The sequence below is a fragment of the Phycicoccus jejuensis genome, assembly GCF_044797865.1.
Taxonomy (GTDB): Bacteria; Actinomycetota; Actinomycetes; order Actinomycetales; family Dermatophilaceae; genus Phycicoccus; species Phycicoccus jejuensis.
In genome coordinates this window covers 58,695-83,450 of sequence record NZ_CP085209.1, presented here as the reverse complement: position 1 = coordinate 83,450, position 24,756 = coordinate 58,695, and the positions used below count along the sequence as shown (strand labels likewise).

29 protein-coding genes are annotated in these 24,756 nt (G+C 75.5%); 9 read left to right on the top strand and 20 right to left on the bottom strand.

Annotated features, from left to right (window positions below; all coding sequences use genetic code 11):
* Window positions 1-4: 4 nt before the first annotated feature.
* The 5 genes from LG324_RS00415 to LG324_RS00395 form a co-directional block, all read right to left on the bottom strand.
* A complete protein-coding gene (locus LG324_RS00415; protein ID WP_404350807.1) occupies window positions 5-1,483 on the bottom strand; it encodes a gamma-aminobutyraldehyde dehydrogenase in 1,479 nt (492 codons plus the stop codon).
* A gap of 99 nt (window positions 1,484-1,582) precedes the next feature.
* Entirely contained in the window at window positions 1,583-2,104 is a 522-nt protein-coding gene (locus LG324_RS00410) for a YbhB/YbcL family Raf kinase inhibitor-like protein (RefSeq protein WP_030526268.1), read from the bottom strand.
* Between the two features lie 147 nt (window positions 2,105-2,251).
* On the bottom strand, window positions 2,252-2,422 hold the full coding sequence (rpmG, locus tag LG324_RS00405) for a 50S ribosomal protein L33 (RefSeq protein ID WP_030526269.1): 171 nt from the start codon (window positions 2,420-2,422) through the stop codon (window positions 2,252-2,254).
* Window positions 2,423-2,709: 287 nt separating this feature from the next.
* Window positions 2,710-2,988, bottom strand: coding sequence for an HU family DNA-binding protein (locus tag LG324_RS00400; RefSeq protein WP_030526270.1), 279 nt, complete (start codon window positions 2,986-2,988; stop codon window positions 2,710-2,712).
* A 74-nt stretch (window positions 2,989-3,062) separates the two neighbouring features.
* The gene (locus LG324_RS00395; RefSeq protein ID WP_404350804.1) at window positions 3,063-4,055 is read right to left on the bottom strand and encodes a small ribosomal subunit Rsm22 family protein; all 993 of its coding nucleotides are present in this window, start codon (window positions 4,053-4,055) and stop codon (window positions 3,063-3,065) included.
* 192 nt (window positions 4,056-4,247) lie between these two features.
* On the opposite strand from LG324_RS00395, the gene trxA reads away from it, so the two are divergent.
* The 4 genes from trxA (at window position 4,248) to LG324_RS00375 (ending at window position 5,832) form a co-directional block, all read left to right on the top strand.
* The gene (gene trxA, locus LG324_RS00390) at window positions 4,248-4,616 is read left to right on the top strand and encodes a thioredoxin (RefSeq protein WP_404350802.1); all 369 of its coding nucleotides are present in this window, start codon (window positions 4,248-4,250) and stop codon (window positions 4,614-4,616) included.
* Between the two features lie 95 nt (window positions 4,617-4,711).
* Window positions 4,712-4,972, top strand: coding sequence for a metal-sensitive transcriptional regulator (locus LG324_RS00385; RefSeq protein ID WP_173027326.1), 261 nt, complete (start codon window positions 4,712-4,714; stop codon window positions 4,970-4,972).
* A 13-nt stretch (window positions 4,973-4,985) separates the two neighbouring features.
* On the top strand, window positions 4,986-5,609 hold the full coding sequence (locus tag LG324_RS00380; protein WP_404350799.1) for a class I SAM-dependent methyltransferase: 624 nt from the start codon (window positions 4,986-4,988) through the stop codon (window positions 5,607-5,609).
* A 61-nt stretch (window positions 5,610-5,670) separates the two neighbouring features.
* A complete protein-coding gene (locus LG324_RS00375) occupies window positions 5,671-5,832 on the top strand; it encodes a hypothetical protein (protein WP_207022174.1) in 162 nt (53 codons plus the stop codon).
* Window positions 5,833-6,189: 357 nt separating this feature from the next.
* On the opposite strand, the gene LG324_RS00370 is transcribed toward LG324_RS00375, so the two are convergent.
* From LG324_RS00370 to LG324_RS00355, 4 genes are all read right to left on the bottom strand, one after another.
* On the bottom strand, window positions 6,190-6,822 hold the full coding sequence (locus tag LG324_RS00370) for a class I SAM-dependent methyltransferase (protein ID WP_404350797.1): 633 nt from the start codon (window positions 6,820-6,822) through the stop codon (window positions 6,190-6,192).
* Between the two features lie 140 nt (window positions 6,823-6,962).
* Window positions 6,963-8,018 carry an alcohol dehydrogenase catalytic domain-containing protein gene (locus tag LG324_RS00365; RefSeq protein WP_404350795.1) on the bottom strand — a complete coding sequence of 352 codons (1,056 nt, stop codon included), beginning with the start codon at window positions 8,016-8,018 and terminating at the stop codon, window positions 6,963-6,965.
* A gap of 320 nt (window positions 8,019-8,338) precedes the next feature.
* On the bottom strand, window positions 8,339-8,656 hold the full coding sequence (locus tag LG324_RS00360) for a hypothetical protein (RefSeq protein ID WP_404350793.1): 318 nt from the start codon (window positions 8,654-8,656) through the stop codon (window positions 8,339-8,341).
* Window positions 8,657-8,885: 229 nt separating this feature from the next.
* Window positions 8,886-10,262, bottom strand: coding sequence for a rhodanese-like domain-containing protein (locus tag LG324_RS00355; protein WP_404350791.1), 1,377 nt, complete (start codon window positions 10,260-10,262; stop codon window positions 8,886-8,888).
* A gap of 141 nt (window positions 10,263-10,403) precedes the next feature.
* On the opposite strand from LG324_RS00355, the gene LG324_RS00350 reads away from it, so the two are divergent.
* A complete protein-coding gene (locus LG324_RS00350) occupies window positions 10,404-10,700 on the top strand; it encodes a hypothetical protein (protein ID WP_404350789.1) in 297 nt (98 codons plus the stop codon).
* A 189-nt stretch (window positions 10,701-10,889) separates the two neighbouring features.
* Complete coding sequence (locus LG324_RS00345) at window positions 10,890-11,858, top strand: LacI family DNA-binding transcriptional regulator (protein WP_051750146.1); 969 nt, start codon at window positions 10,890-10,892, stop codon at window positions 11,856-11,858.
* Here LG324_RS00345 and LG324_RS00340 read toward each other — a convergent pair.
* Together LG324_RS00340 and LG324_RS00335 are read right to left on the bottom strand one after the other, a co-directional pair.
* Window positions 11,836-13,071 carry a cupin domain-containing protein gene (locus LG324_RS00340; RefSeq protein WP_404350787.1) on the bottom strand — a complete coding sequence of 412 codons (1,236 nt, stop codon included), beginning with the start codon at window positions 13,069-13,071 and terminating at the stop codon, window positions 11,836-11,838. The genes LG324_RS00345 and LG324_RS00340 overlap by 23 nt on opposite strands.
* Window positions 13,071-13,331 (bottom strand): hypothetical protein, encoded by a 261-nt coding sequence (locus tag LG324_RS00335; protein WP_030526281.1) that lies wholly within the window; start codon window positions 13,329-13,331, stop codon window positions 13,071-13,073. The genes LG324_RS00340 and LG324_RS00335 overlap by 1 nt, the downstream gene beginning before the upstream one ends.
* Before the next feature lie 106 nt (window positions 13,332-13,437).
* Between LG324_RS00335 and LG324_RS00330 the strand changes: the two genes are divergently transcribed.
* Together LG324_RS00330 and LG324_RS00325 are read left to right on the top strand one after the other, a co-directional pair.
* Entirely contained in the window at window positions 13,438-15,309 is a 1,872-nt protein-coding gene (locus LG324_RS00330; protein WP_404350785.1) for a putative nucleotidyltransferase substrate binding domain-containing protein, read from the top strand.
* Window positions 15,310-15,319: 10 nt separating this feature from the next.
* Complete coding sequence (locus tag LG324_RS00325; protein ID WP_404350783.1) at window positions 15,320-16,015, top strand: exonuclease domain-containing protein; 696 nt, start codon at window positions 15,320-15,322, stop codon at window positions 16,013-16,015.
* A 37-nt stretch (window positions 16,016-16,052) separates the two neighbouring features.
* Here LG324_RS00325 and LG324_RS00320 read toward each other — a convergent pair whose 3' ends face one another.
* Window positions 16,053-16,220, bottom strand: coding sequence for a hypothetical protein (locus LG324_RS00320; protein ID WP_157577255.1), 168 nt, complete (start codon window positions 16,218-16,220; stop codon window positions 16,053-16,055).
* 81 nt (window positions 16,221-16,301) lie between these two features.
* Between LG324_RS00320 and LG324_RS00315 the strand changes: the two genes are divergently transcribed.
* Window positions 16,302-17,216, top strand: coding sequence for a LysR family transcriptional regulator (locus LG324_RS00315; protein ID WP_404350781.1), 915 nt, complete (start codon window positions 16,302-16,304; stop codon window positions 17,214-17,216).
* A 6-nt stretch (window positions 17,217-17,222) separates the two neighbouring features.
* Here the strand turns inward: LG324_RS00315 and LG324_RS00310 are convergent, their stop codons facing one another.
* The 8 genes from LG324_RS00310 to LG324_RS00275 all read right to left on the bottom strand — a co-directional run bounded on the left by LG324_RS00310 (window position 17,223) and on the right by LG324_RS00275 (window position 24,750).
* Window positions 17,223-17,435: a ferredoxin gene (locus tag LG324_RS00310; RefSeq protein ID WP_404350779.1), complete on the bottom strand. Its 213-nt coding sequence runs from the start codon at window positions 17,433-17,435 to the stop codon at window positions 17,223-17,225.
* A complete protein-coding gene (locus LG324_RS00305; RefSeq protein WP_404350777.1) occupies window positions 17,419-18,516 on the bottom strand; it encodes an NADH-ubiquinone oxidoreductase-F iron-sulfur binding region domain-containing protein in 1,098 nt (365 codons plus the stop codon). Before LG324_RS00305 ends, LG324_RS00310 begins: the two co-directional genes overlap by 17 nt.
* Window positions 18,513-19,076, bottom strand: a complete 564-nt coding sequence (locus LG324_RS00300) for a ferric reductase-like transmembrane domain-containing protein (RefSeq protein WP_404350775.1) — start codon at window positions 19,074-19,076, stop codon at window positions 18,513-18,515. The genes LG324_RS00305 and LG324_RS00300 overlap by 4 nt, the downstream gene beginning before the upstream one ends.
* The gene (locus tag LG324_RS00295; RefSeq protein ID WP_404350773.1) at window positions 19,073-20,023 is read right to left on the bottom strand and encodes an FAD:protein FMN transferase; all 951 of its coding nucleotides are present in this window, start codon (window positions 20,021-20,023) and stop codon (window positions 19,073-19,075) included. Before LG324_RS00295 ends, LG324_RS00300 begins: the two co-directional genes overlap by 4 nt.
* 10 nt (window positions 20,024-20,033) lie before the next feature.
* Window positions 20,034-20,318, bottom strand: a complete 285-nt coding sequence (locus LG324_RS00290; protein WP_404350771.1) for a hypothetical protein — start codon at window positions 20,316-20,318, stop codon at window positions 20,034-20,036.
* Window positions 20,319-20,422: 104 nt separating this feature from the next.
* Complete coding sequence (locus LG324_RS00285; protein WP_051749972.1) at window positions 20,423-23,020, bottom strand: MMPL family transporter; 2,598 nt, start codon at window positions 23,018-23,020, stop codon at window positions 20,423-20,425.
* Between the two features lie 39 nt (window positions 23,021-23,059).
* The gene (locus LG324_RS00280) at window positions 23,060-23,701 is read right to left on the bottom strand and encodes a TetR/AcrR family transcriptional regulator (RefSeq protein WP_207022195.1); all 642 of its coding nucleotides are present in this window, start codon (window positions 23,699-23,701) and stop codon (window positions 23,060-23,062) included.
* A 185-nt stretch (window positions 23,702-23,886) separates the two neighbouring features.
* Window positions 23,887-24,750 carry a hypothetical protein gene (locus tag LG324_RS00275; RefSeq protein WP_404350769.1) on the bottom strand — a complete coding sequence of 288 codons (864 nt, stop codon included), beginning with the start codon at window positions 24,748-24,750 and terminating at the stop codon, window positions 23,887-23,889.
* Between the last annotated feature and the right edge of the window lie 6 nt (window positions 24,751-24,756).

Below are 24,756 nucleotides of genomic sequence, written 5' to 3'. Positions count from 1 at the left end.
CACGTCAGCCCGGCAGCGTGAAGATCGTGCGGTGCCACGGCTTGTGCGCCTCGCCGGTGATGTCGTGCATGACGTGCTTGACGTTCGTGTACTCGTCGAGCGAGTACGCCGACATGTCCTTGCCGAAGCCGGAGGACTTGTACCCGCCGTGCGGCATCTCGCTGATGATCGGGATGTGGTCGTTGACCCACACGCAGCCGGCGGCGATCTCGCGGGTCGCGCGGCCGGCGCGGTAGGTGTCGCGGGTCCAGGCCGAGGCGGCCAGCCCGAACTCGGTGTCGTTGGCGAGCCGCATGGCCTCGTCGTCGTCGTCGAACGGGACGACGACGAGCACCGGGCCGAAGACCTCGTCGCGCCAGATCTCGGAGTCGAGCGGCACGTCGGCGACGACGGTCGGCTCGTAGTAGCAGCCCCGGGCGAGGTCGCCGCCGGGGGTGGCGCCGCCGCGGACGACGCGGGCGTACCCGCGGGCGCGCTCGACCATCCCGGCGACCTTGCCGAGGTGCGCGCGCGACGACAGCGGGCCGAGGTCGGTGGCCGGGTCCGCCGTCGGGCCCATCCGCACGGAGCCGTAGAGGTCGGCGACGCCCCGGACGAACTCGTCGTAGACGGAGCGGTGGACGATGGCCCGCGCCGCGGCGGTGCAGTCCTGCCCGGCGTTGATGAGGTTGCCGGCGACGGCGCCGTGGACCGCGGCCTCGAGGTCGGCGTCGTCGAACACGACGAACGGCGCCTTGCCGCCGAGCTCGAGGTGGACGCGCTTGCCGGTGGCCGCGGCCGTGGCCATGACCCGACGGCCGACGGCGGTCGAGCCGGTGAACGACGTCATTGCGACACCGGGGTGGGAGACGAGGTGCTCGCCGGCGACCGGCCCGGTGCCGGTGACGACGTTGACGACCCCGGGGGGCGCGCCGGCCTCCGTGAAGGCCTCGGCGAAGGGGAGCGAGGTCAGCGGCGTGATCTCGGCGGGCTTGAGGACGATCGTGTTGCCCGCGGCGATCGCCGGCAGCACCTTCCAGGCGGCCATCTGGAGGGGGTAGTTCCACGGGGCGATCGAGCCGACGACGCCGATCGGCTCCCGGCGGATCGTGCTCGTGTGGTCGGCGGAGTACTCGCCGGTGGCCATGCCGTCGAGGCGGCGGGCGGCGGCGCCGAAGAACGCGGTGTTGTCGACGGTGCCCGGCACGTCGAACTCGCGCGCGAGGCGGATCGGCTTGCCGGCCTGGCGCGACTCGAGCTGCGCGAGCTCCTCCGCGCGCTCGTCGAGGAGGGCCGCGGCCTTGAGCAGGACGGCGGAGCGCTCGGCCGGGGTCGCACGCGACCAGTCGGCGTAGGCGGCGGTCGCGGCGTCGACCGCGGCGTCGACGTCGTCGGTGCCGGCGAGGACGACGGACTCGACCACCTCGTCCGTGCCGGGGTCGAGGACGTCGAAGTGCTCGCCGGTGCTGCCGGTCCGCCGCCCACCGGCGATGTACTGGTGCATGCCGGCGAGCATACGTGTGCGCCCCCGCTGCCGGAAAGGGCAGCGGGGGCGCGATGAGACGACGGATTCCGTCGCGGCGGGGCGCGACGGCTGGTCGCATCAGTGCTGGTAGGTCCCGTGGATGACGGCCCGGCCGAGGGTCTTGAAGGCGAGGTTGAACGAGACCACGGCGGGTGAGGCGTCGGCGTCGACCCCGAGCGTGGGCTCGGAGACGGCGTGCACGACGAGGTAGTAGCGGTGCGGCACGTCGCCCTCGGGCGGGGCGGCGCCCGTGAAGCCGTGCTCGCCGCCGTCGTTGCGGACGTGGAAGGCCTTCCCGGGCAGCTCGCCCGCCGCGGCGCCGGCCGGCAGCGACGTGACGTCGGCGGGCACGTCGACGAGCACCCAGTGCCAGAAGCCCGACGGGGTGGGGGCGTCCGGGTCGAAGACGGTGACGACGTAGCTCTGCGTGCCCTCGGGGGCGCCGCTCCAGGAGACCTGCGGTGAGGTGTTGCCCTGGTCGGCGACCTGATCGGCCTTGAGGGGCGCGCCGTCGGTCACGTCCTCGCTCGTCACCGTGAAGGACGGGACGGCGGGCAGCATCTCGTACGGGTTCGGGGCGGTGGGGCGCTCGAGGCTCATGCGGTCATCTCCTGCGACGTCGGGGGAGTGTGGTCCTCGGGGCCAACCCCGCGGCGCCCCCACTTATTGCGAGCTCGGCCGCTCGACACGCCTGGGGACGGCGTGTCGAGCAGCCGAACTCGCAATATGTCGAGAAGAAGGGTGGGGTCAGCGGGTCTCGCGGAACTCGACGTGCCGGCGCACGGTCGCGTCGTACTTGCGCAGGACCAGCCGGTCGGGGTCGTTGCGCCGGTTCTTCTCGGTGACGTACGTGGTGCCGGTCCCGGCGCTCGAGCGCAGGACGACCTTCGGTCGGACGTCGGCGGACTTCTTCGCCATCTGATCCTCGATTCGGTGCGGAGTGGCGGTGCGGCCTCGGCGGGCCGCCTCGTGGGTGGTGCACCCACCGACGCTCTCAATGAGAACCGTTCTCAGAATATTCCGCTGTGGACGGCCAAGCGCGCCCGACCCAGGGGTTCGTCCACGAGGCCCCGGCTCCGAGCCGGGGTCTCGTGGACATTTCGGGGTGACCCCGAAAAGGGGAGGCGCGAGGGGCGCGTGGGGCGGGGACGCGAACGGGGCGCCGACCGGGTGGTCGGCGCCCCGTTCGGGCGTGTGCTGCTGCGTCAGCCGTTGACGGCGCGCTTGAGCTGCGCGGCGGCCTTGAAGCCGACCGACGTCGACGCGGCGATCTGGATCTCGTCGCCGGTCTGCGGGTTGCGGCCGGTGCGGGCGGCGCGCTCGCGGGTCTCGAAGCTGCCGAAACCGGCCAGCTTGACGTCCTCGCCCTTGGCGAGGTGCTCGACGACCACGTCGAGGGCCGCGTTGATGATCTCCTCGGCGGCGGACGCGGAGACGTCCGTGCGCTGCGAGACGGCCTGGGCGATGTCCTTCTTGGTCGACATGGGACCTTTCCTCGTTGTCGTGTGGTGCTGAAGTTCCGACGCTACCGCCGGGGTGTGTCCGGCGGCGTCAACGGTCAGTCTGCCGGGTCCGTTCCCCCATCGGGCCACTGGTCCCCCCACCCGGCGTGGCGCGCGGCCCGGTACCGCGGGCCCTGACGCCTGCTGACGACCTCCGCGGAGGCGCTCCCGTCGGCCCGGCACAGCTCCAGCCGGACCAGTCCCTTGCGTGTCTGCGGATGCCGCAGCACACGTCCCGCGGGCAGGTCGGCGGGAGCCGGTCCACGTCGGGCGACGACGTACGACACCTTCTCGTCCTCGTGGCCGAGCGCCGCCCCTTTGAGCCGGCGGTGCAGCGCCGTGCGGTCGAGCCGGACGGCCAGGTGGCACCAGTCACCGGCCGCCGCGAGGGGGCAGGCGAGCTCGTGCGGGCACGGGGCGACGACGTGCCAGCCGGCCGCGAGCAGCCGGTCGCGCGCCGCGACGACGGCCGCGAACCCCCGCGGCGTCCCGGGCTCGACGACCGCCACGACGTCCGCGGCGGCCGCGGCCGCGTCGACGACCCGCTCCTGCAGCCCGGCGTCGAGCTCGCCCAGCAGGTAGGCGACGGTCGCGAGGTCGGCCGCCGGCACCGCGGCGCCGTCCCCGAGGTCCCGCCGCGTCCAGCGGGCGCCGATGACCGCGGGCGGCCCGTGGCGCCCCACCGCCTGCCCCACCGCCAGCGCGTCGGCGGAGCCGTCGACGACCTCCACCGACGCCAGCCCCTCGAACGCCTCCGCCACCGCCCACGCCGCGGCGCCGGTGCCGCCCCCGACGTCGACGAGCGAGCGCGGGGCGAGGTCGGGGGCGACCTCGAGCGCGTACCGCAGGACGCGCGCGACGGCGGCGTGCGTCGCCGGCATCCGGTAGGCGGCGTAGGCGGTGGCCGCCACGCGGTCGGCCAGCACCTGCTCGGCCGGCGGCCTCCCGGACCGGTACACGTCGATGAGCCGGGTCGTCGCCCGGCGCAGGGCCTCGGCGTCGGCGCCGTCGAGGACGGCCTCGAGGGCGCGGTTCAGCGGAGCGGGCACGCCTCATCCTCCCGTCTGCGCATCGGCGGTGCGTCGCCGCGGGTGCGCGTCGCCCTCACGGTGCGGTCCGCTCGCGGGGATGAACTCGCGCCTTCGGGGTGTTCTCACTCTCGACAGCGCGTCCGGGAATATACCCACAGGGGTATCCTGTTGACCGATCCGAACCCGTTCCCCCGACTCCGAGGAGCTGACATGGCCACCGTGGACCTCACGGCCGAGACCTTCGAGAAGACCGTCACCGACGAGGGCATCGTGCTCGTCGACTGGTGGGCGTCCTGGTGCGGCCCGTGCCGCCAGTTCGCGCCGACCTACGAGAAGTCGAGCGAGGCGCACGACGACATCACCTTCGGCAAGGTCGACACCGAGGCCGAGCAGGCGCTCGCCGGCGCCGCGCAGATCACCTCGATCCCGACGCTCATGGGCTTCCGCGACGGCATCCTCGTCTTCCGTCAGGCCGGTGCACTGCCGCCCGCCGCGCTCGAGCAGGTCGTCGAGGGCATCAAGGGCCTCGACATGGACGAGGTCCGGGCCCAGGTCACGGCCCAGTCCGACGCGAACTGAGCGTCGCCTCTGTGTCCGCACCCGCTCGCCCCACGTCGGGTACCGCGGGGGGTACGCTCGACGCCTCGTCGTCGATCGCCCGCGGAGGCCCCAGCATGGAGCTCGACCCCACCGAGATGCAGGCCGTCGTCAAGCGGCTCAAGCGGGCGCAGGGCCAGATCGGCGGCATCCTCAAGATGATCGAAGACGGTCGTGACTGCCAGGACATCGTCACGCAGCTCGCCGCCGTCTCGAAGGCCCTCGACCGGGCCGGCTTCGCCGTCATCGCCCTCGGGCTGCGGCAGTGCATCACCAACCCCGAGGCCGGCTCGATGGACGTCGAGTCGATGGAGAAGCTCTTCCTCTCGCTCGCCTGACCCGGAGGTGGTGATGGACTCCCTCGCCTGGGACGCCCGGTACTCGGGCTCCGACCTCGTCTGGTCGTCCGGCCCGAACACGTTCGTCGAGGAGATCGTCGGGCCGATGGCGCCGGGCTCGGTGCTCGACGTCGCCGCGGGCGAGGGCCGCAACGCCCTCTGGCTCGCCGAGCGCGGATGGGACGCCACGTCGGCCGACTTCTCGCCGGTCGCCGTCGAGCGGGCCCGCGACATCGCCGGCCGACGCCTCGGTGCCGACGCGGGACCCTTCCGCGCGGTCGTCGCCGATGCGCTCGAACCCCTCCCCGCGGCGCCGTCCGGTCACGGCTACGACCTCGTCCTCTTCGCGTACCTGCAGCTGCCGGATGCGCAGTGGCGCCGGGCGCTGGCCCGCGGGGTCGAGGTCGTCCGGCCCGGCGGCACCGTGCTCGTCGTGTGCCACGCCGCCCGCAACCTCGCCGACGGCGTCGGCGGGCCGCAGGACCCCGGCGTGCTCCACGACCCGGACGACGTCGTCGCCGCGGCGGCGGACCTGCCCGTCGAGGTGGTCTCGTCCGACCTGCGTGAGCGGGTCGTCGACGGCGCCGACCGGCCGGCGCTCGACGCGGTGGTCCTCCTCCGCCGGGTTGCTGACTAGTTACCCCGGGGGGTATCTTGCCGAACGTACCCCGCGTGCCCGTCCCCGAGGAGGACCCCCCATGTGCCGAGCCGTCAGCTGCCGCAAGTGCGGCAAGACGACGTGGGCCGGCTGCGGCCAGCACGTCGACCAGGTGATGCGCGGCGTGCCGTCGTCCGACCGCTGCCAGGGCCACGAGGGCGAGCCGAGCACCGGCTTCCTCGGCAAGCTGTTCGGCCGCTGAGCCGCTCCGACCGCCGCGCCACCCCGTCGGGTGGCGCGGCGTCATCGTGCTCGGGGTGATGGCCGCCCCGCCGCCGATGGTGTCGACGGTGGTGCCGAACGTGGGGTGATCACCCCACCTCCCGCGCCACGGAGCCGGCCGCGGCGACCACCACGGTGCGCATCCTGCGGGTCGACCCTGGTTCGTCCCTGACTCGTCGTCGCGGCCCGTGACTTCTCCCGAGCCGTCGAGCAGGCTTCCCTACGCCGCACGATCCCGACGTGGAAGGACCCCAAGTGACCGCCTCGCCCGCACCCGTCACCCTCCTCGGCCTCGTCCTCTGGCTCGTGTGGCTCGTCGTGACGGGCGTGCGGCTCCTCAGGTGGGGCGGGCGGAGCCGGTGACGAACCAGCTCCAGGCGCGCATCGGGCCGGGGGCGATGTAGCGGGCCCGGTCGAGCGTGACCTCGAAGCCCGCCGCCTCGATGACCCGCGGCAGGTCGCGGTCGACGTGGCAGCCGCCGGCCATCCGCCCCCACACCGGCTGGACGAAGCGCTGCACCCGGACGGTGCCGGGGTCGGGGGCGAGCGAGTGCTCGACGAAGTGCAGCGCGCCGCCGGGTCGCAGCACCCGCCGGGCCTCGGCCAGGGCGCGCTCGACCTCGGGCACCGTGCAGAGGGCCCACGCGGTGACGACGGTGTCGACGGAGCCGTCGGCGAGCGCGGAGAGGTCGGCGGCGTCGAGGGAGACCCGCTCGACCGGCCGGCCGAACGCGGCGACGCGCGCCGACGCGAGCTCCCAGGCGAGGTCCGAGGGGTCGGCGACGAGCACACGGGTGACGGCGACCGGGTAGTGCTCGAGGTTCGGGCCGGAGCCGAACCCGATGTCGAGCACGACGCCCTGCGCCCGTGCGCACACCGGAGCCCGCCAGCGGTCGACGTCCGCTCCCTGGCAGGCGCGGTGCGTCAGGCGCGGCAGCACCCGCTCGTCCCACCACCGGCGCGGCCCCATGGGGCCAGTCTGGCGCGTCGGGCGGGCCGGTGCGAGTGTGCCTGGGATCACTGCGTCGCATACGCGGCGGGGTATGACCTCGAGACGTCCGGACGATCACGGACGGCGTCGGGCCGGGTGGTCTGCCCGGCGCCGCTCGGTCAGCGGGTGGGGTCGACAAGGACCATCCCGCGCGAGCCGGCCTCGCCCATCCTCGCGAGCAGTGTGCCGGCCTCGGCGAGCCCGACCGGGTCACCGGGGGCCAGGAGCGCGCCGAGGTCGAGGCGTCCGCCGGCGACGTCGTCGAGCAGGCCCGCGTAGTCGGCGGCGGCCATCCCGTGGCTGCCGAGCACGTCGAGCTCCCAGCCGATGACGCGTCCCATCGGGACGGTCGCGGACCCGGCGGCGGGCGGCAGCAGTCCGACCTGGACATGTCGGGCGCGGCGTCCGAGGGCGAGGATCCCGGTGCGGCAGGCGGTGGGTGACCCGACGGCCTCGATGCCGACGCGCACGCCGCCGTCGGACCAGTCGGCGACGGCCGCGACGAGCTCGGCCGGGTCCAGCGCCGCGTCGAGGGTGAGCTCGGCGCCGAGGGCCTCGGCGCGGGCGCGGGAGGCGGGGTCCGGGTCGGTGGCGGCGACGCGCGCCCCGGCGGCGACGGCGATCGCGACGGACGCGAGCCCGACGCCGCCGCATCCGCTGACGAGGACCGTGTCGCCGGGCGCGACCCGACCGCGCGCGACGACGGCCCGGTGGGCGGTGGCGACGCGGCAGCCGAGGCCGGCGGCGACCTGCGGCGGGACGTCGTCGGGGAGGGCGACGAGGTTGGTGCCGGCGGCGTGGACGACGAGGCGCTCGGCGAAGCACCCGGGGTCGGTGAAGCCCGGCTGGCGCTGGTGGGGGCAGACCTGGCCGTCGCCGGCCGCGCACGTGGGGCACGCCCCGCAGGCCTGGACGAAGGGGGCGGTGACGGGGCGGCCGACCCACGCGGGGTCGACGCCGTCGCCGACCGACTCGACGACGCCGGCGAGCTCGTGCCCCGGCACATGGGGGAAGGTGGCGATGTCGTCGTCGTGGCCCATCCAGCCGTGCCAGTCGCTGCGGCAGAGGCCGGCGCTGAGGACCCGGACGACGGCGCCGCCCGCCGGAGCAGTCGGGTCGGGGAGCTCGGTGACCCGCAGGGGCTCGCGGAAGGCGTCGTAGACGAGGGCTCGCACGAGGCCAGCCTGCCAGCGGCCGGCGGGTCGAGGTGAGACGCGACCACCAGGGGGTCGGTCTTCACCTCGACCCGGGTGTGGCTGCGGGCATCGAGGTGAAACCCGACCACCTGAAGGTCGGACATCACCTCGACCCGCGACGGCCAGGGGGTGAGGGGACGTCGAGCCGCTGCTGGTTGCTCCCCATCTCGGAGCAACCGGGATGAGCGGTGGGCTGCGTCCCATCTCGGAGCAGCCGGGATGAGCGGTGGCTCCGGGCCGCTCGTCGACGCATCCGTCCGCTGATCCCGGTTGCCTCGGGGAGTGGCGCAGAAGACCGCTCATCCCGATTGCTCCGGAGTGTGGGGCGAACGACAGCGGGCCGCTCGGTCGAGGTATCCGGCCACCACCGGCGGCCGGCTGGATACCTCGACCCCGTTGTGGCTGCGGGCATCGAGGTGAAAGGCGACCAGCAGAGGGTCGGTCATCACCTCGACCCGGGTGTGGCTGCGGGCGTCGAGGTGAAAGGCGACCAGCAGAGGGTCGGTCATCACCTCGACCCCGGTGTGGCTGCGGGCATCGAGGTGAAACGGGACCGCCAGAGGGTCGGTCATCACCTCGACCCGGGTGTGGCTGCGTGCATCGAGGTGAAACGGCACCGCCAGAGGGTCGGATTTCACCTCGACCCGCGGCGGACGGACGACGGCGGCGGGCAGGACTCGTGTCTCCGCTCCGCCGCCGTCTGTCCGGGGCCCCGTGCACCGAGGTGCACACCCGGGACGGTATCGGTCCGAGGATGGACCGCAGGGTCTCGTGCGCGACCTTTCTGCCCGCACGACGAAGCCCCCGGGCGGCGGGACGCCCGGGGGCTTCGTCGGGGGAGGGCGATCAGGCGCTGGCGTGCGCTGCGTCCCAGGCGGCGTACCCGCCGAGCACGTCCGACACGTCGGCGATGCCGCGCGAGCGCAGCAGGCTCGTCGCGACCGAGCTGCGCCACCCGCCCGCGCAGAACGCGACGACCGGACGGGCCGGGTCGAGCTCCTCGCTGCGGCGGCCCAGCTCGGCGAGCGGGATGTGGCGGGCGCCCGGGATGGAGCCGTTCTCGAGCTCGCCGGCGTTGCGGACGTCGACGAGCTGCACGTCGCCGACCGCCGCCGCCTCGGCCACCTCGGTGACCGTGAGCCGGCTCGCCCGGCGCACGCGGTCGGCGTGCGCGAGGAGGTAGCCCTCGACGTCGGCGACGTACCCGACGACGTGGTCGAACCCGATGCGCGAGAAGCGGGTCGCGACCTCCTGCTCCTGGCCCTCCGGGGCCATGACGACGATCCGCTGCTCCGGCCGGAAGACCATCCCGACGGTCTCGGCCATCCGGCCGTCGACCGGCACGTTGACCGCGCCGTCGAGGTGGGCGGCTGCGAACTCCTGCGGGTCGCGGGCGTCGTGGACGACGCCCCCGTCGGCGAGGGCCGCGTCGACCGCGTCCGCGTCGAGGGCCGGCACCGCGACGTCGAGCTCGCGCACGTCGCGCTCGCGGCGGTTGAGGATCGCGTTGTAGACGAAGTACTCCGGCGCGGCGGGCTGGCCGGCGGTGACGACGGCGAGGAACTGCTCCTCCGTCATCGGCTGGCAGGCGTAGTTGACGCGCCGCTGCTCGCCGATCGTCGACTGCTTCTCGGTCGAGAGGTTCTTGCCGCACGCCGAGCCGGCGCCGTGGGCGGGGAAGACGCGCACCGCGTCGTCGAGACCCATCAGCCGGTGCTGGATCGAGTCGTAGAGCATCCGGCCGAGCTCGTCGGCGGTGGCGCCGATGGAGGCGAGCAGGTCCGGGCGGCCGACGTCGCCGATGAAGAGCGCGTCGCCGGTGAGGACGCCGTACGCGACCTCGTCGTCGGCGTGCTCGAAGACGAGCACCGAGATCGACTCGGGGGTGTGCCCGGGCGTCGCCATGACCTGCAGCGTCACGTCTCCGAGCGGGATGCGCTCGCCGTCGGCGAGGTGGCGGACCTCGAAGTCGGCCTGCGCGGCCTCGCCGTAGCCGATCCAGGCACCCGTCTCGCGGGCGAGCTCGAGGTGGCCGGAGACGAAGTCGGCGTGGAAGTGGGTGTTGACGACCCCGACGATGGTCAGCCCGCGGGCGCGGGCGTCCTCGACGTACTCCGCGACGTCGCGGCGGGGGTCGACGACGACCGCCTGCCCGGTGGTCTCGTCGGCGACGAGGTAGGAGGCCTGCGAGAGGCAGTCGAGGTAGTACTGGGTGAAGATCATCGGTCCTCCGGTCGGGAAGGTGGTGGTCGGGCCGTCGGGTCCCCGGGCGCTGATACATACCCTAGGGGGTATCTGTGGGTGGTGCAACCGCAGTCGGTCACGCCGCATATGGGCGTCCTCAACTTCGCCCACGGGTCGTTCATGACGGCCGGCGCCTACGCGGCCTGGCTGACGATGGACGCGCTGCCCGCCTCGATGGCCGTCGGACTGCGGCTGCTCGTCGCGGCGGTCGTGGCGGTGCTCGTCGGGGCTGTCGTCGGCGTGCTCGTCGAGGTCGTCCTCATCCGGCCGCTGTACCGGCACCACATCCAGCAGGTGCTCGTCACCGTCGGCCTGTCGTTGGCGAGCCGGGGTCTCGCGGACATTTCGGGGTCACCCCGAAAAGCTGTGGCGCAGGGGGCGGTCACGGTTCGGACACGGCCGGACCGCATCCGTTGACGGGCGACCGGCGGGCGGGGAGATACTGGCGGGGTGACGGATGGGAGCGCTCCCACGCTGACGGGACCCCCTGTGCCCGGTCAGCGTCCGCACCCGTCCGGCGACCGTGCCGCGACCGATCGGGAACCCGGTCGCGTCACGGGAGCCGGACGGCCTCCCACCCTCGCCGAGGTCGCGGCCCATGCGGGGGTGGGCCGCGGCACCGCGTCGCGCGTGCTCAACGACTCCCCGCACGTCAGCCCCGCCGCCCGGGACGCCGTGCTCGCGGCGGTCGCCGAGCTCGGCTACGTCCCCAACCGCGCGGCCCGCTCGCTCGTCACCCGGCGCACCGACACCGTCGTCCTCGTCGTCTCCGAGCCCGAGGAGCGGGTGTTCGGGGAGCCCTACTTCGCCGGCATCGTCCGCGGCATCGGCGAGCGGCTGGCCGAGGCCGGTCTCCAGCTCGTCCTGACGATGGCCGGCGCCGCCGGCGGGCACGAGCGGGCCGCGGCCTACCTCACCGAGCAGCACGTCGACGGGGTGCTCCTCCTGTCGCTGCACGCCGAGGACCCCCTGCCGTCGCTGCTCGAGGCCCGTGGCGTGCCGACGGTCTGCGGCGGCAGCCCGGCGACGAGCCGGCCGGCGTACCTCGTCGACATCGACAACCTCGCCGGCGGCCGCAGCGCTGTCGACCACCTCGTCGCGACCGGACGGCGACGTCTCGCCGTGCTCGCCGGCCCGCAGGACATGTCCTCGGGACGCGACCGGCTCGTGGGCGCGCTCGACGCCGCCGAGGCCGCGGGCATCGACCGCGCCGAGGTGGCGGTCGCCGTCGGCGACTACTCCGAGGAGAGCGGCCGCCGCGCGATGGCCGAGGTGCTCGCGGCCGGGCCGCCACCGGACGGGGTGTTCGCCGCCTCGGACCTCATGGCCGTCGGCGCGCTGCGGGTCCTGCGCGAGGCCGGTCTCGACGTGCCCACCGACGTCGGGCTCGTCGGCTTCGACGACGCCGCGGTCTGCCGCCACACCGACCCCGAGCTGACGAGCGTCCGCCAGCCCGTGGCGCGGATGGGGCGGGTCATGGTCGAGGTGCTGCTCGGGCGCATCGCCGGGCGCGAGGTGCCGCCCGACACCGTGCTGCAGACGCGCCTGGTGGTCAGGGGCTCGACGGCCCGCTGACGAGCAGCCCCGCGAGGGCCAGCCGCCGCCGCAGCTCCGGCGCCAGCGCATCCGGGGCCACCCGACCGTCGAGCACCGCGGCGACGTCGTCGGCCTCGTCGGCCCCGAACGACGTCCGGCCCACCCGGGTGACGAGCGTCGTGCCCTCCCACCGCGCGGCCAGCCCCGCGCGGACCCGCCAGCGCGGGCCGACCTCGGCGTCGGCGGCGGCGTGCTGGGCGAGGACGCCGAGCGGCTCGGCGCGCTCCGCGGCCCGCGCACGCCGGGCCAGGGCAGCCGCGAGGTCCTCGTCGCTCACGGCGTCGAGCGCGGCGACGACGCTGTCGCGCACCGCGGCCCGTGCGGCGGCGGCGGTCGCCGGGTCGAGCACGTCGACGCCCGGCGGCAGCGCCCGGCGCAGCGCGAGGTCGTCGTCGAGGACGCGCCCGGCGGCGGCCAGCAGGTCGTCGGCGAGGGTGCGGCCGGTCCACACGTGGACGCCGAAGGTCAGGTGGATGCTCGTGCCGCCGAGGGCGGTCGCGGAGTGCAGCCAGCCGCGCGGCAGGTAGAGGCAGTCGCCGGGAGCGAGCACGGCGTCGACGACCGGCTCCTGCTCGGCGGCGGCGCGCACCTCGTCGCGGCGGTCGGTCCACGGCTGGCCGCGCAACGGCGCCTCGAGGACGGGCGGCCGCACGCGCCAGTGCTTCTCGCCGGACACCTGGACGACGAACACGTCGTGCACGTCGTAGTGGTCGTCGAAGCCGCGGTTCTGCGGCGGCGTGACGTACGCGTTGACCTGCACCGGGTGGCCCAACGCCGTCGAGAGCCCGCGGGCGGTGTCGGACACCGGGGCCCACGTGCGGTGCAGCCCCTGGAGGACGATCGTCGCGCCGTCGGCGAAGTGCCGCAGGACCTTGTCCTCGCTCACCTGGTCGGTGATGCTCGCACCGACCCCGCCACCGAGGGTCAGCTCGCGCGCCTCGAGGGTCGAGCCCTCCTTGGCCATCCGCAGGAACGGCGTGCGCAGCCCGCGGCGGGAGAGCAGTTCGTCGACGGCGTCGGGGCCGAAGCCGTGCGTCGGGGCGGGCAGCTCGGCCGCGCGGGTCAGCAGCGGCGCGCGGTCCCAGTGCTCGGCCGCGAAGCGCTCCGGGGGCAGGGCGACGAACGGCCCGAGCCCCCGGCCGGTCCCCGTGGGGAGCGCGGCCGGGGGCCCGGGGTGGTGCGCGTCGGTCATCAGGACCCGTCGGCCCCGCCGTCGGCGCCACCGTCCTGCTCGCCGGGCGTGCCCGGCTCGCCGGCGCCGCTGTCGGCCGGACCCTCGGCGTCGCCGTCGGCGCCACCGTCCTCCTGGCCGGGGACGGTCTCCTGGCCCGCGCCGCTGTCGGCGGGACCCTCGGCGCCGGCGCCGCCGTCGGCGCCGCCGTCGTGCTCGCCGGGGATGCCGGGCTCGCCGGCGTCGCTGTCGGCCGGTCCTTCGGTCGGGTTCTCGCTCATCGTGCCCACCCTTTCGCCGGGGCGCCGGTGCGGCACCCGAGTGACCTCATCCCAGCAGGTCAGCGCCCCGTTGTGTGGCTCGCGTGCACGCTGGGACGATGGCTGCATGACCCTCGACGTCGAGCTGGCCGAGGTGCGCGACTTCCTCGCCGCCCACGAGCCGTTCGCCGGGCTGCCCCCGCAGGTCCTCGAGCGGCTGCCGGCGCGGATGTCGGTCGAGTACGTGCGCCGTGGGCGCGAGATCATCGCCCGGGGGCACGACAACCACCACCTGCGCGTCCTGCGAGCCGGGGCCGCCGACGTCCGCGACGCCCAGGGCACGCTCGTCGACCGCGGCGAGGCCGGCAGCACGTTCGGGTCCATCACCCTGACCCAGGGCAACCCGTCGACCTTCTCGGTCACCGCGATCGAGGACTGCCTCGTCCTCCTGCTGCCCGAGGACGACTTCCACGCCCTCTGCCGCGAGCACCCCGACGTCGACGCGTTCTTCGACGCGCAGCGCCGCAGCCGGATGAGCGGGGCCGTCGCGGGGCTGCGCGTCTCGGGGTCGGGGCACGCCATCCTCACGACCCCCGTGCACGAGCTCGTCGCCCGCGGCGTCGTCTCGGTGCCGGCGAGCGCGAGCATCCGCGAGGCCGCGACGACGATGACCGAGCAACGCGTCTCCTCCCTCGTCGTCCTCGACGGCGACCGCCTCGTCGGCATCCTCACCGACCGCGACCTGCGCAGCCGGGTGCTCGCGGCCGGAGCGGACCCCGCGGCCGCCGTCACGACGGTGATGACGCCCGACCCGGTGACGGCGCCGGCCGAGTCGCTGGCCTTCGAGGCGCTGCTGACGATGACGAGCCGGCGCATCCACCACCTGCCGCTCGTCGACGCCGCCGGCCGGCCCGCGGGAGTCGTGACGACGACCGACCTCCTGCGGCTCGAGGAGGCGAACCCCGTCTACCTCGCGGGCGACGTCGCCCGGCAGGCCGACGTCGAGGGCGTGGCCCGAGCCGCGTCGCGCCTGCCCCGGGTCGTCGAGGGCCTCGTCGGCCAGGACGCCAGCGCCGACGACATCGGCCGGGTCGTCACCGCCGTGGGCGATGCGGTCGAGCGCCGGCTCATCGCGCTCGTCGAGGAGGAGATGGGCCCGGCGCCCGTGCCCTACTGCTGGATGGCCCTGGGGTCGCGCGCGCGGCTGGAGCAGGCGCTCGCGACCGACCAGGACACCGCGCTCGTCATCGACGACGCCGTGGACGACGCCGGGCTCGCGTGGTTCGCGACCTTCGCCGAGCGGGTCACCGAGGCGCTCGTGCGCTGCGGCTACCCCCGGTGCACTGGCGGCGTCATGGCCTCGAGCCCGCAATGGCGCCGGACCCTGCGCGCCTGGCGCCGCGAGGTGTCCTCGTGGGTCGCCTCCCCGACGCCCGAGGCGGTGCTGCACTCGGCGGTGTTCTTCGACATGCGCCCGGTCCACGGGGACGAGTCGCTCCACGCCCGGCTCCAGCAGCACACCCTCGCGTCGACCCCGGGGGCGGCGACGTTCCTCGCGCACCTCGCCAAGGACGCCGGGGCGCACGAGCCGCCGCTCGGCTTCTTCCGCGGGCTCGTCCTCGAGAAGGCCGGCGAGCACAAGGACCGGCTCGAGATCAAGCGCGGCGGCATCCTGCCCGTCGTCGAGCTCGCCCGGGTCCACGCCCTCGCGACGGGGTCGCCGGCCGTCAACACCCGTGCCCGGCTCGAGGCCGCCCGGCGTGCCGGGGTGATCGGCGACGAGCTCGCCGACGACCTGCGCGACGCCTTCGAGTTCATCGGCTACGTGCGGCTGCGCCACCAGTCCGCGCAGGTCCGCAACGGGAGCCCGCCGGACAACTTCGTCGACCCCGCGACCCTGTCGAGCTTCGAGAAGCGCCACCTGCGCGAGGCCTTCGCGATCGTCCGGTCCGCGCAGCAGTCGCTCGGCCGCCGCCACCTCACGCAGTTCGTCTCGTGAGCGGGGCCCGGTGAGCCTGCTGCGCCGACCGGTCGCCGCGCGCCGCGAGCGCGCCCTGCGCCGGTGCGCCCCGGGGCCGCTCGCCGACCTGCTCGCCTCCCCGTCGCCCGAGCGGGACACCCCGCTGGAGCGCCTGCCGCTGCTCGCGGTCGACATCGAGACGACGGGCCTGGACCCGGCCCGCGACCGCGTGCTGGCGGTGGGCTGGGTGCCGGTCGACGGCGGCCGGGTCGACCTCGGCGGGGCCGGCGGCCATGTCGTCGCCGACGCGGGCGAGGTCGGCCGCAGTGCCACCGTCCACGGCATCACCGACGACGCGCTGGCCGCCGGGCTGCCGCTGGAGGACGTGCTCGGCGCACTCCTGCGGGCGCTCGCCGGGCGGGTGCTGCTCGCGCACTTCGCGCGGATCGAGACGACCTTCCTCGGGGCGGCCTGCGAGCGGCGGTGGGGGGCCGGCCTCCCCGTCGAGGTCGTCGACACCTTCGAGCTGGAGCGCCGCGCGCGGGGCGGGGGGTGGGACGCCGCGTCCGAGCCCGGGGCGCTGCGGCTGTGGACCGCCCGCGCCCGCTACGGGCTGCCGGTCTACCGGGCCCACGAGGCGCTGACCGACGCCCTCGCCTGCGCCGAGCTCTACCTCGCCCAGCGGGCGCACCTCGACGAGGAGGCCCCGGAGACGACGACGACCCTCCGCCACGTCGTGGCGTGAGGGTCGGTCTGCGTGCTGCTGGGCCCCCGGTGGGCGCTCAGATGTGACGCGGGGTGGCGGACTGCGCGAGGAGGTAGATCTCGTGCGTCTCGCGGACGAGGTCGCGGTCGACCTGCCCGTCCCAGCCGCGCCCGGAGAGGCGGTTGGTGCGGAGGGTCTGCGCGAGGTGACGGGCCTTCTGGACGGAGAGCGATGCGGCGTTCATGGGTCCTATGTTCCGCCTCCTGACCGTGCAGCACAACGCGACTTTGCTTCAGGATCCCGCAGTATCACTTAACATTGGTGGATGCTCGACCCGCACCGCCTCACGGTCTTCCGCTCGGTCGTCGCCAGCGGCTCGGTCCAGGCCGCCGCCGACAACCTCGGGCTCACCTCCTCGGCGGTCAGCCAGCACCTCGCGGCGCTCCAGCGCGAGACCGGGCTGACCCTCTTCCAGCGCTCGGGCCGGGGCATCGTGCCGACCGAGGCCGCCCTCGTCCTCGACGCCCAGAGCGACGAGGCGATGAGCCAGTGGAGCCGCCTCGAGCACGTCGTCTCGGACCTGCGCGACGGCCGGTCGGGGCGGCTGTCCATCGGCTACTTCGCGAGCGCCGGGTCGGCGTGGATGCCGAGCCTCGTGCGGCGGCTGACGACCGAGTTCCCCGACCTCGTCCTCGAGCTGCGGCTCAACGAGGTCGAGCAGCGCGGGCCGCGCCCGGACCTCGACCTGGCGATCGACCCGCCCGACACCCCGGTGCCCGCCGGCCTGCGCCGGGTCGACCTCACCGACGACCCGTTCGTCGCCGTGCTCCCGCGCGACCACCCGCTCGCCGGCGAGGCGCAGATCGCGCTGACCGACCTGCGCGGCGAGACGTGGGTGAGCAGCGACTACCCCCACGCCGTCGGCCACCGGCTGCTCGTGGCCGCGTGCGCGGCGGTCGGCCTGCGGCCCCGGTTCACCGTGCAGGCCCAGGACCACCACACGGCCATCGGCTTCGTGGCGGCCGGGGTCGGCGTCTCGGTGATGCCCGGCCTCGCCGCGCGGGGGCTGCCGCCGTCGGTCGTGCGCGTCGACCTCGCGCCGCCGGCGCCGGTGCGCCACCTCTCGGCCGTCGTCCGGCAGCTGGGGGCCTCGAGCGCCCCGGCCGAGCGCGCGGTGCAGCTCCTCGAGGAGCTCATCTCGCACCCGGCCTGGTCGCCGCGGCGCCGCTCGGCCCGCTGAGCGCGGTCAGGGCCGGTCGGACCAGTAAAGGGCGCGGGCGGGGCAGAAGGTGAGGGCGCGGTCGCCCTCGGGGCGGGGGACCTGTGGGTCGTCGACGACGGGGTAGCCCCACTCGTCGAGGCGGACCCGCCCGGCGAGGAGGGTGGCGCACACCCCGTGGCCGGTGCAGGCGACCCGGTCCACCCGCAGGGCCGGTGCGCGGTCAGGCGTGGTGGGCACGGGCGATGCTCCCTTCGGTGGGGCAGGTCCCGACGGCGTGCGCGTCGAGGTGGGGGCCGAGGACCCGCAGCGCCGAGGCGGCGAAGCGCGAGACGCCGTCGGGGAAGCGGCAGGCGCCGCGGTCGGGGAGGAGGCCGGCGTGCCGGCGCACCTCGTGGGCGGCGGCCGGGGCGGGGTCGGCGAGGAGCCGGTCCCAGGCGCCGGCCAGCGCCGGCACGCCGAACATGCACGGCCCGCACTGCCCCGCGGTCTCGCCGGCCGCGTACCGGAGGTACCCGGCGACGGTGCGGACGGGGCAGTGGTGCGGGTCGAGGACGTCGAGGATGCCCGGTCCGAGGCTCGCGCCGACCCCGGCCAGCTCGTCGGTGGACCAGCGCAGGGCGCGCAGCCGGTGCAGCGGCACGAGGGAGCCCCCGAGCCCCCCGACGACGACGTGCTCGGCGCCGCGCACGGGCTCGGCCGCCGCGAGGAGCTCGGCGAGGGGGGTGCCGGCCTGCGTCTCGAGGACGCCCGGCCAGGAGACCGCACCGGTCAGGGTGACCAGCCGGGGGCCCGGCTCGGCCTCGGTGCCGAACGACCGGAACCAGGCCGGGCCGTGCTCGGCGACCTGGGCGACGCGCCACACCGTCTCGGCGTTGAGGACGACGGTCGGCGGCACGCGGCGGCCGTCGGCGTCCCGGCCGCCGGAGACGAACGGCCGGCGCTTGGTCATCGGCCGGGCCAGGCCACCCTGCGCGGCCGAGACGAGGGCGCTCTCCTCCGAGGACACGTAGCGGCCGGGGACGTCGAGGACGTCGAGCCCGGCGGCGGTGAGGAGCGCGGCCGTCCGCGACCCGCGGTGGGCGGCGAAGCGGATGGTGCGGGGCCGGCCGGGCGCCACGAGGTGGGCGCCGCGCACGAGCTCCTCGAGGTGGTGCTCGACGACGAACGCGTCCTTGGCGGCGCCGATCTCGCCGTCGCAGGCGTTGACGACGAGGTGCGCGCCGTGGTCGTGGGCGGCGTCGACCTTGACGCCGGTGCTGAAGGCGGCCCCGCCCCGGCCGGTCAGGCCGGCGGCGTGGAGGTCGTCGACGAGGCTCACGACCACTCACCCCCGAGGACGACGTCGCGGCGGGCGCGGTCGGCGTGCGTGGCGAGCAGCCGCCACAGGACGGCCACGACGCCGATGCCGCCGCACGCCACGGTGACGGCCCGCAGGCCCGGCTGGTCCGAGGTGCCGAGGGCGAGCCCGTGGACCAGGGCCGACGGCCACAGGGCGTAGGTGGCGCGGTGCACCCAGCGCCACACCCGCTCGGGCAGGCGCGGCCGCAGCCACGACGTGGCGGCGACGACGGCGAGGAGGTCGACCGCGAGAGTGCCGAGGCCGACCCAGAACGGCTCGTACCCGCTCGTGAAGGGCAGCACCGCCGACACCGCGTCGATGCTCACGTAGGTCTCGGCGACCGCCGTGGCGACGTGGACCGTGACGAAGGTGAGCATCCCGAGGGAGAGCCAGCGGTGGACGGTCATGACGACGGTCGCGGAGCCGCCGTGGGGCCGGCGCCGGCCGGCCGTGACGACGCCGAGGACGACGACGGCCGTCAGCAGGGCGATGCTCGCCACGCCGGTCGCGCGCGAGAGGTACCAGAGCGCCTCGTTCACGAGGTCACCTCCGTCGGGTCGGGCCAGCCGGGGGTCGTGACGACGGCGTGGCCGGTGTCGAGCCGGGCGGGCAGGCCGGTGCCGGCCAGCCAGGCGGGGGCGTCGTCGCCGAGCACGACGGCGGCGGTGGAGGCCGCGTTGGCCTCGAGGGCGCTCGCGGCGACGACGGTGACCTGGGCCCACGTCACGGGGGCGGTGGCCCCGGTGCGGGGGTCGAGGACGTGGTGGCGGGTGCTGCCGTCGGCGCCCGCCCAGGTGCGCCGCCGGGTCGAGCTCGTCGCGACCGCCTGGCCGCGCCGGAGGGCCAGGACCTGGACGACGTGGCCGTCAACGTCCTCGACGCCGACCCGCCAGCCCCCCTCCGGGGCCGGGCCGCCGACCGCGAGGTCGCCGCCCAGGTCGACGAGGAAGCCGCCGCGCAGCCGGGTCGCCAGCCGGTCGGCGAGGACGTCGGCCGCGTGCGCCTTCGCGGTCGCCCCGAGGTCGAGCAGGCAGCCGGCGGGGACCTCGACGCGGTCGGTCACCGGGTCGAGGTGGATGCTGCGCCAGCCGGGGACGGACGCCGCCGGCCGCAGGGGCGCGGTGCGGCCGCGGACGACGGCGAGGTCGGCGTCGTAGCCGGACGCGGCGACCGCCCCACCGACGGTCGGGTCGACGAGCCCGTCGGTGAGGCGGGCCGCGCGCAGGGCCCCCCGCAGGCTGCTCGCGAGGACGGGGGAGGCGACGAGGCCGGCCGGCCCGTGGGCCGCGGCGGCGGCGAGCCGGCTCACCTCCGAGTCGGGGCGGAAGCGCGAGGCCGCGCGGTCCAGCGCCGCGAGGTGGTCGCGCACGATCGCCTCGGCCTCGGCGAGGACGACCGGCTCGGTCACGAGGAGGCGGACGGTCGTCCCGATCGCCTCGAGCTCGGCCACCGCCGGCGAGGTGAGGGTCGACGGGGCGGGGGGCACGGCGGGCGCCTCAGGACCCGTGGGTCGTCGACTGCGACGACCCGCTGCTGCCGGAGACCCCGCCGGGGGAGGAGAACCCGGACGTCCCGGAGGAGCTGCTGCTCCAGCCGGACGAGGTGCTCGAGCCGGACGAGCCCGACGAGCCGTCGTCGGAGGAGCCGGTCGTCGCCGCGCTCGCGGTGGTGGTCGTGGTCGCCAGGTGGTAGCCGGCGACCCCGGTCGTCAGGGCCGCCGCGGCGACGGCGCCGGCCGTCCAGGCCCTGGCCTGCTGCAGGGCACGAGGGGTGGTGCGCATGGTGGTCGCCTCCGGGGTCGGGACGTGCTGACCCCTCGACGGTCCGCCCCGGCGCTGTGGCGGACCTGTGCGACCTCGATGGCTCCTCTGTGCCCTGCCGCGGGTCAGGCGCGGGGCGCGACCGGCTCGCGCTCCGCGGCGTCGGTGGTGCCGGTCGGCGCGTGCCGGGCGTCCTCCTGCGCGAGGTGGTCGGCCAGCCTGACGCCCTCGACGTCGAGGTCGGGCAGCAGCCGGTCGAGCCAGCGCGGCATCCACCAGGCGCGCTCGCCGAGCAGGTGCATGACGGCGGGCGTCAGCGTCATCCGGACGACGAACGCGTCGACGAGGACGCCGACCGCGAGACCGAAACCGATCGGCCGGACCATCACGAGGTGGCTGTAGGCGAAGCCGAGGAAGACCGACGTCATGATGACCGCCGCCGCCGTGACGACCTTGACGCCGTGGACGAAGCCGGACCGCACCGCGGTGCGGGCGTCCTCGCCGTGGGAGTGCGCCTCGTGCATGCCCGAGACGAGGAACATCTGGTAGTCCATCGCGAGCCCGAAGAGCACGCCGATGAGGATGATCGGCATGAACGACAGGATCGGGCCGGGCTGTGTCACACCGAACCACGACCCGAGCCAGCCCCACTGGTGAACCGCGACGGTCGCTCCGAAGGCCGCCGCCACGGAGAGCAGGAACCCGCCGGTGGCGACGAGCGGCACGACGACCGAGCGGAAGACGACCATGAGGATGAGCAGGGAGAGCCCGACGACGACGGTCAGGTAGAAGGGCAGTGCCCCCTGGAGCCGGTCGGAGATCTCGATGTTCGCCACCGTCTGCCCGGTGAGGCCGATCTCGATGCCGTCGTGGCGCTCGAGGAGCGAGGCGGTGCGGCGGATGCCGTCGATGGTGGCCGGCGTTCCCTCGTCGGCCGGGCCGGTGCTCGGGACGACCTGGAACGCGAGCGTCTCCTTGTCCTCGCTCACGCCGAAGGGCACGACGCTGACGACACCGTCGACCCCGCGCAGCGCCGAGGCGATGGTCGCCTGCGCGTCGAGGACCTGCGCGTCGGTGCGCGTGCCGTCGACGGCGGGCAGCTCGGCGACGGCGACGACGGGGCCGTTCATCCCCGGGCCGAGCTCGTCGGCGACCGCGGTGTAGGCCGTGTACGCGCTGGACCCGGTCGGCTCGCTGCCGCCGTCGGGGAGGCCCAGGCGCATGTCGAGGGCGGGCACGGCCATGACGCCGACGAGCGCGACGACCCCGAGGACGGTGAGCCACGGGTGACGGGTGACCGCCGAGACGTACCAGGCGCCGTGCTCCTCGGGCCGGTCGCTCGCGGCGTCGGCGCGGCTCGTGGCATCCCCCGGCGTCGCGAACCCGGCCTTGCGCCAGGCCCGTCGGGAGACGACGCGGGTGCCCATGAGGCTCATGACGGCCGGCGCGACGGTGACCGCGACGAGCACCGAGACGGCGACCGTGGCGGCCGCGACGAGGCCCATCTCGGCGAGGATCGGGATGCCCGAGAGCACGAGGGCGGCGAGGGCGATGACGACGGTGGCGCCGGCGAAGGTGACGGCCGAGCCGGCGGTCGCGACCGAGCGGGCGACCGACTCGCGCAGCGGCGTGCCGTGGAGGATGTTCGCGCGGTGCCGGTTGACGATGAAGAGGGCGTAGTCGATGCCCACCGCGAGGCCGAGCATGAGCGCGAGCGCCGGGGTCGTCGTGTTGAGCTCGACGAAGGCCGTCATCGCCATCGCGCCGCCGAGGCCGACGCCGACGCCGAGGAGCGCGACGAGCAGGGGCAGGCCGGCCGCGACGAGGCTGCCGAGCACGAGCACGAGGACGAGGAGCGCGACGGCGAGGCCGAGGATCTCGCCGGGGCCGATGAACTCCAGCGCCTGGGTGATCTCGACGCTGTAGCTCGGGGTGATGCCGGCGGCCTCGAGGATCGGGTCGCCCTTCTCGGGGATGAGCGCACGGTCCTCCGGCGGGATCGACTGCGCGTTGTCGTCGAACTGCACCTGGATGACGGCGTAGCGGCCGTCCTCGCTGAGCAGCCGGGTCCCGGCGGAGGCGTCGGCGACGGTCTTGCCGTCGGCGTACTGCGCCTCGCCGGCGAGGAGCTGCTCGCGGGCGTCGGCGAGCTTCTGCTCGCCCTCGGCGACCTGCTGCCGGCCGGCCTCGACCTGCGCGCGCAGGTCGGCGGTCGCCTGCCCCTCGGGGTCGGTCTTCTCGAGCTGCGCGAGGAACGACTCGCCGCCCGCGAGCCGGCCCTTGGCGTCGGCGAGCTGCTGCGTGCCGCTCTCGAGCTGCGCGCGGCCCTCGTCGAGCTGCTTCTTGCTGTCGGCGAGCTTCTGCGCCGACTCGTCGAGCTGCTGCTGCGAGGCGAAGGGGTCGACGACGCGCTCGACGTGGGGGACCGTCTTCCAGGCGTCCATCGCCTCCGTCACGGCCTGCTTCTGCGCGTCGGTGAACGAGCCGGAGTCGCTCTCGAGCACGACCCGTCCGAAACCGCCTGCGGCCGCGGGGATCTCGGTGCCCAGGCGCTGGACCACGCGCTCGAACTCGGTGCCGGGGATGGACACCTGGCTCGTGAGCGGCGTGCCGACGGTGCCGGCGAGCGTGCCGGCGACGGCGAGGACGGCGACCCAGGCGGCGAGCACGCGCCAGGCGTGAGCGGCGCACCAGCGGCCGAGGCGGTACAGGGCGGTGGACATGCGGGCCTCCGGGGCGGGAGAGGGTCGGGCGGCGGTGGGTCAGGCGGGGCGGACGGCGGTGTCCGGGAGGGCAGGACGGGAGAGGCTGTGCAGGGCGGCGGCGAACATCGCGAGGAAGCCCGGGGCGTCGGTGTCGGTGGGCTCGGTGACGGCGTGGCGGGCCCAGACCCGCAGGGCGGCCTCACCGGCGCCGACGACGGTGCTCGCGAGGGTGGCGACCTCGAGCTCGGTCGGGCCCGGCCCGAGGCGCTCGCGCAGCCAGGCCTCGAACCAGTCGAGCCAGGCGTGCAGCTCGGCGAGGATGAGGCCCTTGGCGTGCGGGGAGGCCTCGCCGGCGGCGGCGAGGGCGCCGATGCGCTGGACGAGCTCGAGGTCGGAGGGGTCGTCGACGACCGAGAGGAGCGAGTCGCGGACCGGCTCGCCGGCCGGGCGGTCCTCGAGGCGGCGGCTCAGCGAGGCGAAGAACTCCGCGACGCTCGCGGTGAGCACCGACTCCACGGAGGGGAAGTAGTTGAAGAAGGTGCGGCGCGAGACCCCGGCGCGGTCGGCGACGGCCTCGGCGGTCACCGCGTCGACGCCCTCGTCCCGGACGATCTGGTACGCCGCGAGGGCGAGGTCGTGGCGGGTCCGCTCGCGCTTGCGGTCGCGCAGCGAGGTCGTCACGCAGGTCGGTCGGCTCACCGGACCAGCGTAGGCACTCGTTGCACGCCGGTGCAAATCTGCACCCCCATGCATTCGACAACCCTTCCCGCCCGGCGTCTCACCTTTTCGGGGTCACCCCATCCGCGAACGCGGGTGAAACCGCCGGGAAAGGCCGGCGTGTTCACACACGTTCGCGAAGAGACGGGAGGAGCGGCGGGGCGGGGTCAGGTGGTGCCGGTCAAGCGGTCGACGGCCCGGCGGGCGGCGGTGGCGGCGTCCTGCGCGGTGCGCTCGTCGCGGGTGCTCGCGAGCTGCGCCCGGCGGGCGTCGTGCTCGACCTCGGAGGATGCCGCCAGCTGGTCCTCGAGGTCGGCCACGGCGGCGCGGGCCTGCGCCAGGCGCGCCGCGACCTCCTCCCGACGGCGCGCGGCCGAGGTCGCCCGTCGCCGGGCCTCCTCCGCGGCCACGCGGGCCTGCTCCAGCGCGCCCTCCGCCCGCGCGGCCGCCGTGCGCGCTGCCGCGAGCGCGGCCTCGTCGCGCGCCGCCCGGTCGGCGGTCGCCGCCCGCCGCGCCGGCGGGGTGTCGGCCCCCAGCGCGACGACCCGCGAGAGGTCGACGGGCTCGAGGCCGCTCGCACTGACGGTGTCGACCATCCGCCCCGTCGCGAGGGCCGCCCCGACCCCGGCGTCGACCATCGCCGAGCGCAGCGTCTCCTCGACCGCCCCGACGACCGCGGCGGACACCGGCCTCCCCTCACCACGCACCGCGTCGACCGCCTGCCGGGCCACCGCCCGGGTCAGCTCGCGCCGCTGGGCGTCGAGGGCGCGCAGCTCGGCGGCCGCCAGCGTGCCCTGCGCCGCCCGCAGCCGGGCGCCGAGCTCGAGCACGCCCTCCACCTGCTCCGGGTCGTCGCGGACCAGCCGGTTGAGCACCCACGCCCCGGCCGTCGGCTTGCGCAGCGTGCGCAGGCGCGCCGCGAGGTCCGTGTCACCGGACGACTTCGCCTCCGCCGCAGCCGTGTTGCGGGCCGCGGTGAACTCCTCCGGCAGCAGGCCGTAGAGCTCGTCGGCGACGTCCTCGATGCTCACCCGCCC

Bases quoted from the DNA above. Each gene is read 5' to 3' on its own strand.
- LG324_RS00355 (WP_404350791.1), bottom strand. From the start codon at position 10,262: ATGATCTTCACCCAGTACTACCTCGACTGCCTCTCGCAGGCCTCCTAC.
- LG324_RS00315 (WP_404350781.1), top strand. From the start codon at position 16,302: ATGCTCGACCCGCACCGCCTCACGGTCTTCCGCTCGGTCGTCGCCAGC.
- LG324_RS00375 (WP_207022174.1), top strand. From the start codon at position 5,671: ATGTGCCGAGCCGTCAGCTGCCGCAAGTGCGGCAAGACGACGTGGGCC.
- LG324_RS00285 (WP_051749972.1), bottom strand. From the start codon at position 23,020: ATGTCCACCGCCCTGTACCGCCTCGGCCGCTGGTGCGCCGCTCACGCC.
- LG324_RS00330 (WP_404350785.1), top strand. From the start codon at position 13,438: ATGACCCTCGACGTCGAGCTGGCCGAGGTGCGCGACTTCCTCGCCGCC.
- LG324_RS00380 (WP_404350799.1), top strand. From the start codon at position 4,986: ATGGACTCCCTCGCCTGGGACGCCCGGTACTCGGGCTCCGACCTCGTC.
- LG324_RS00320 (WP_157577255.1), bottom strand. From the start codon at position 16,220: ATGAACGCCGCATCGCTCTCCGTCCAGAAGGCCCGTCACCTCGCGCAG.
- rpmG (WP_030526269.1), bottom strand. From the start codon at position 2,422: ATGGCGAAGAAGTCCGCCGACGTCCGACCGAAGGTCGTCCTGCGCTCG.
- LG324_RS00290 (WP_404350771.1), bottom strand. From the start codon at position 20,318: ATGCGCACCACCCCTCGTGCCCTGCAGCAGGCCAGGGCCTGGACGGCC.
- LG324_RS00350 (WP_404350789.1), top strand. From the start codon at position 10,404: ATGACGGCCGGCGCCTACGCGGCCTGGCTGACGATGGACGCGCTGCCC.
- LG324_RS00340 (WP_404350787.1), bottom strand. From the start codon at position 13,071: ATGACCGACGCGCACCACCCCGGGCCCCCGGCCGCGCTCCCCACGGGG.
- LG324_RS00385 (WP_173027326.1), top strand. From the start codon at position 4,712: ATGGAGCTCGACCCCACCGAGATGCAGGCCGTCGTCAAGCGGCTCAAG.
- LG324_RS00415 (WP_404350807.1), bottom strand. From the start codon at position 1,483: ATGCACCAGTACATCGCCGGTGGGCGGCGGACCGGCAGCACCGGCGAG.
- LG324_RS00400 (WP_030526270.1), bottom strand. From the start codon at position 2,988: ATGTCGACCAAGAAGGACATCGCCCAGGCCGTCTCGCAGCGCACGGAC.
- LG324_RS00335 (WP_030526281.1), bottom strand. From the start codon at position 13,331: ATGAGCGAGAACCCGACCGAAGGACCGGCCGACAGCGACGCCGGCGAG.
- trxA (WP_404350802.1), top strand. From the start codon at position 4,248: ATGGCCACCGTGGACCTCACGGCCGAGACCTTCGAGAAGACCGTCACC.
- LG324_RS00410 (WP_030526268.1), bottom strand. From the start codon at position 2,104: ATGAGCCTCGAGCGCCCCACCGCCCCGAACCCGTACGAGATGCTGCCC.
- LG324_RS00370 (WP_404350797.1), bottom strand. From the start codon at position 6,822: ATGGGGCCGCGCCGGTGGTGGGACGAGCGGGTGCTGCCGCGCCTGACG.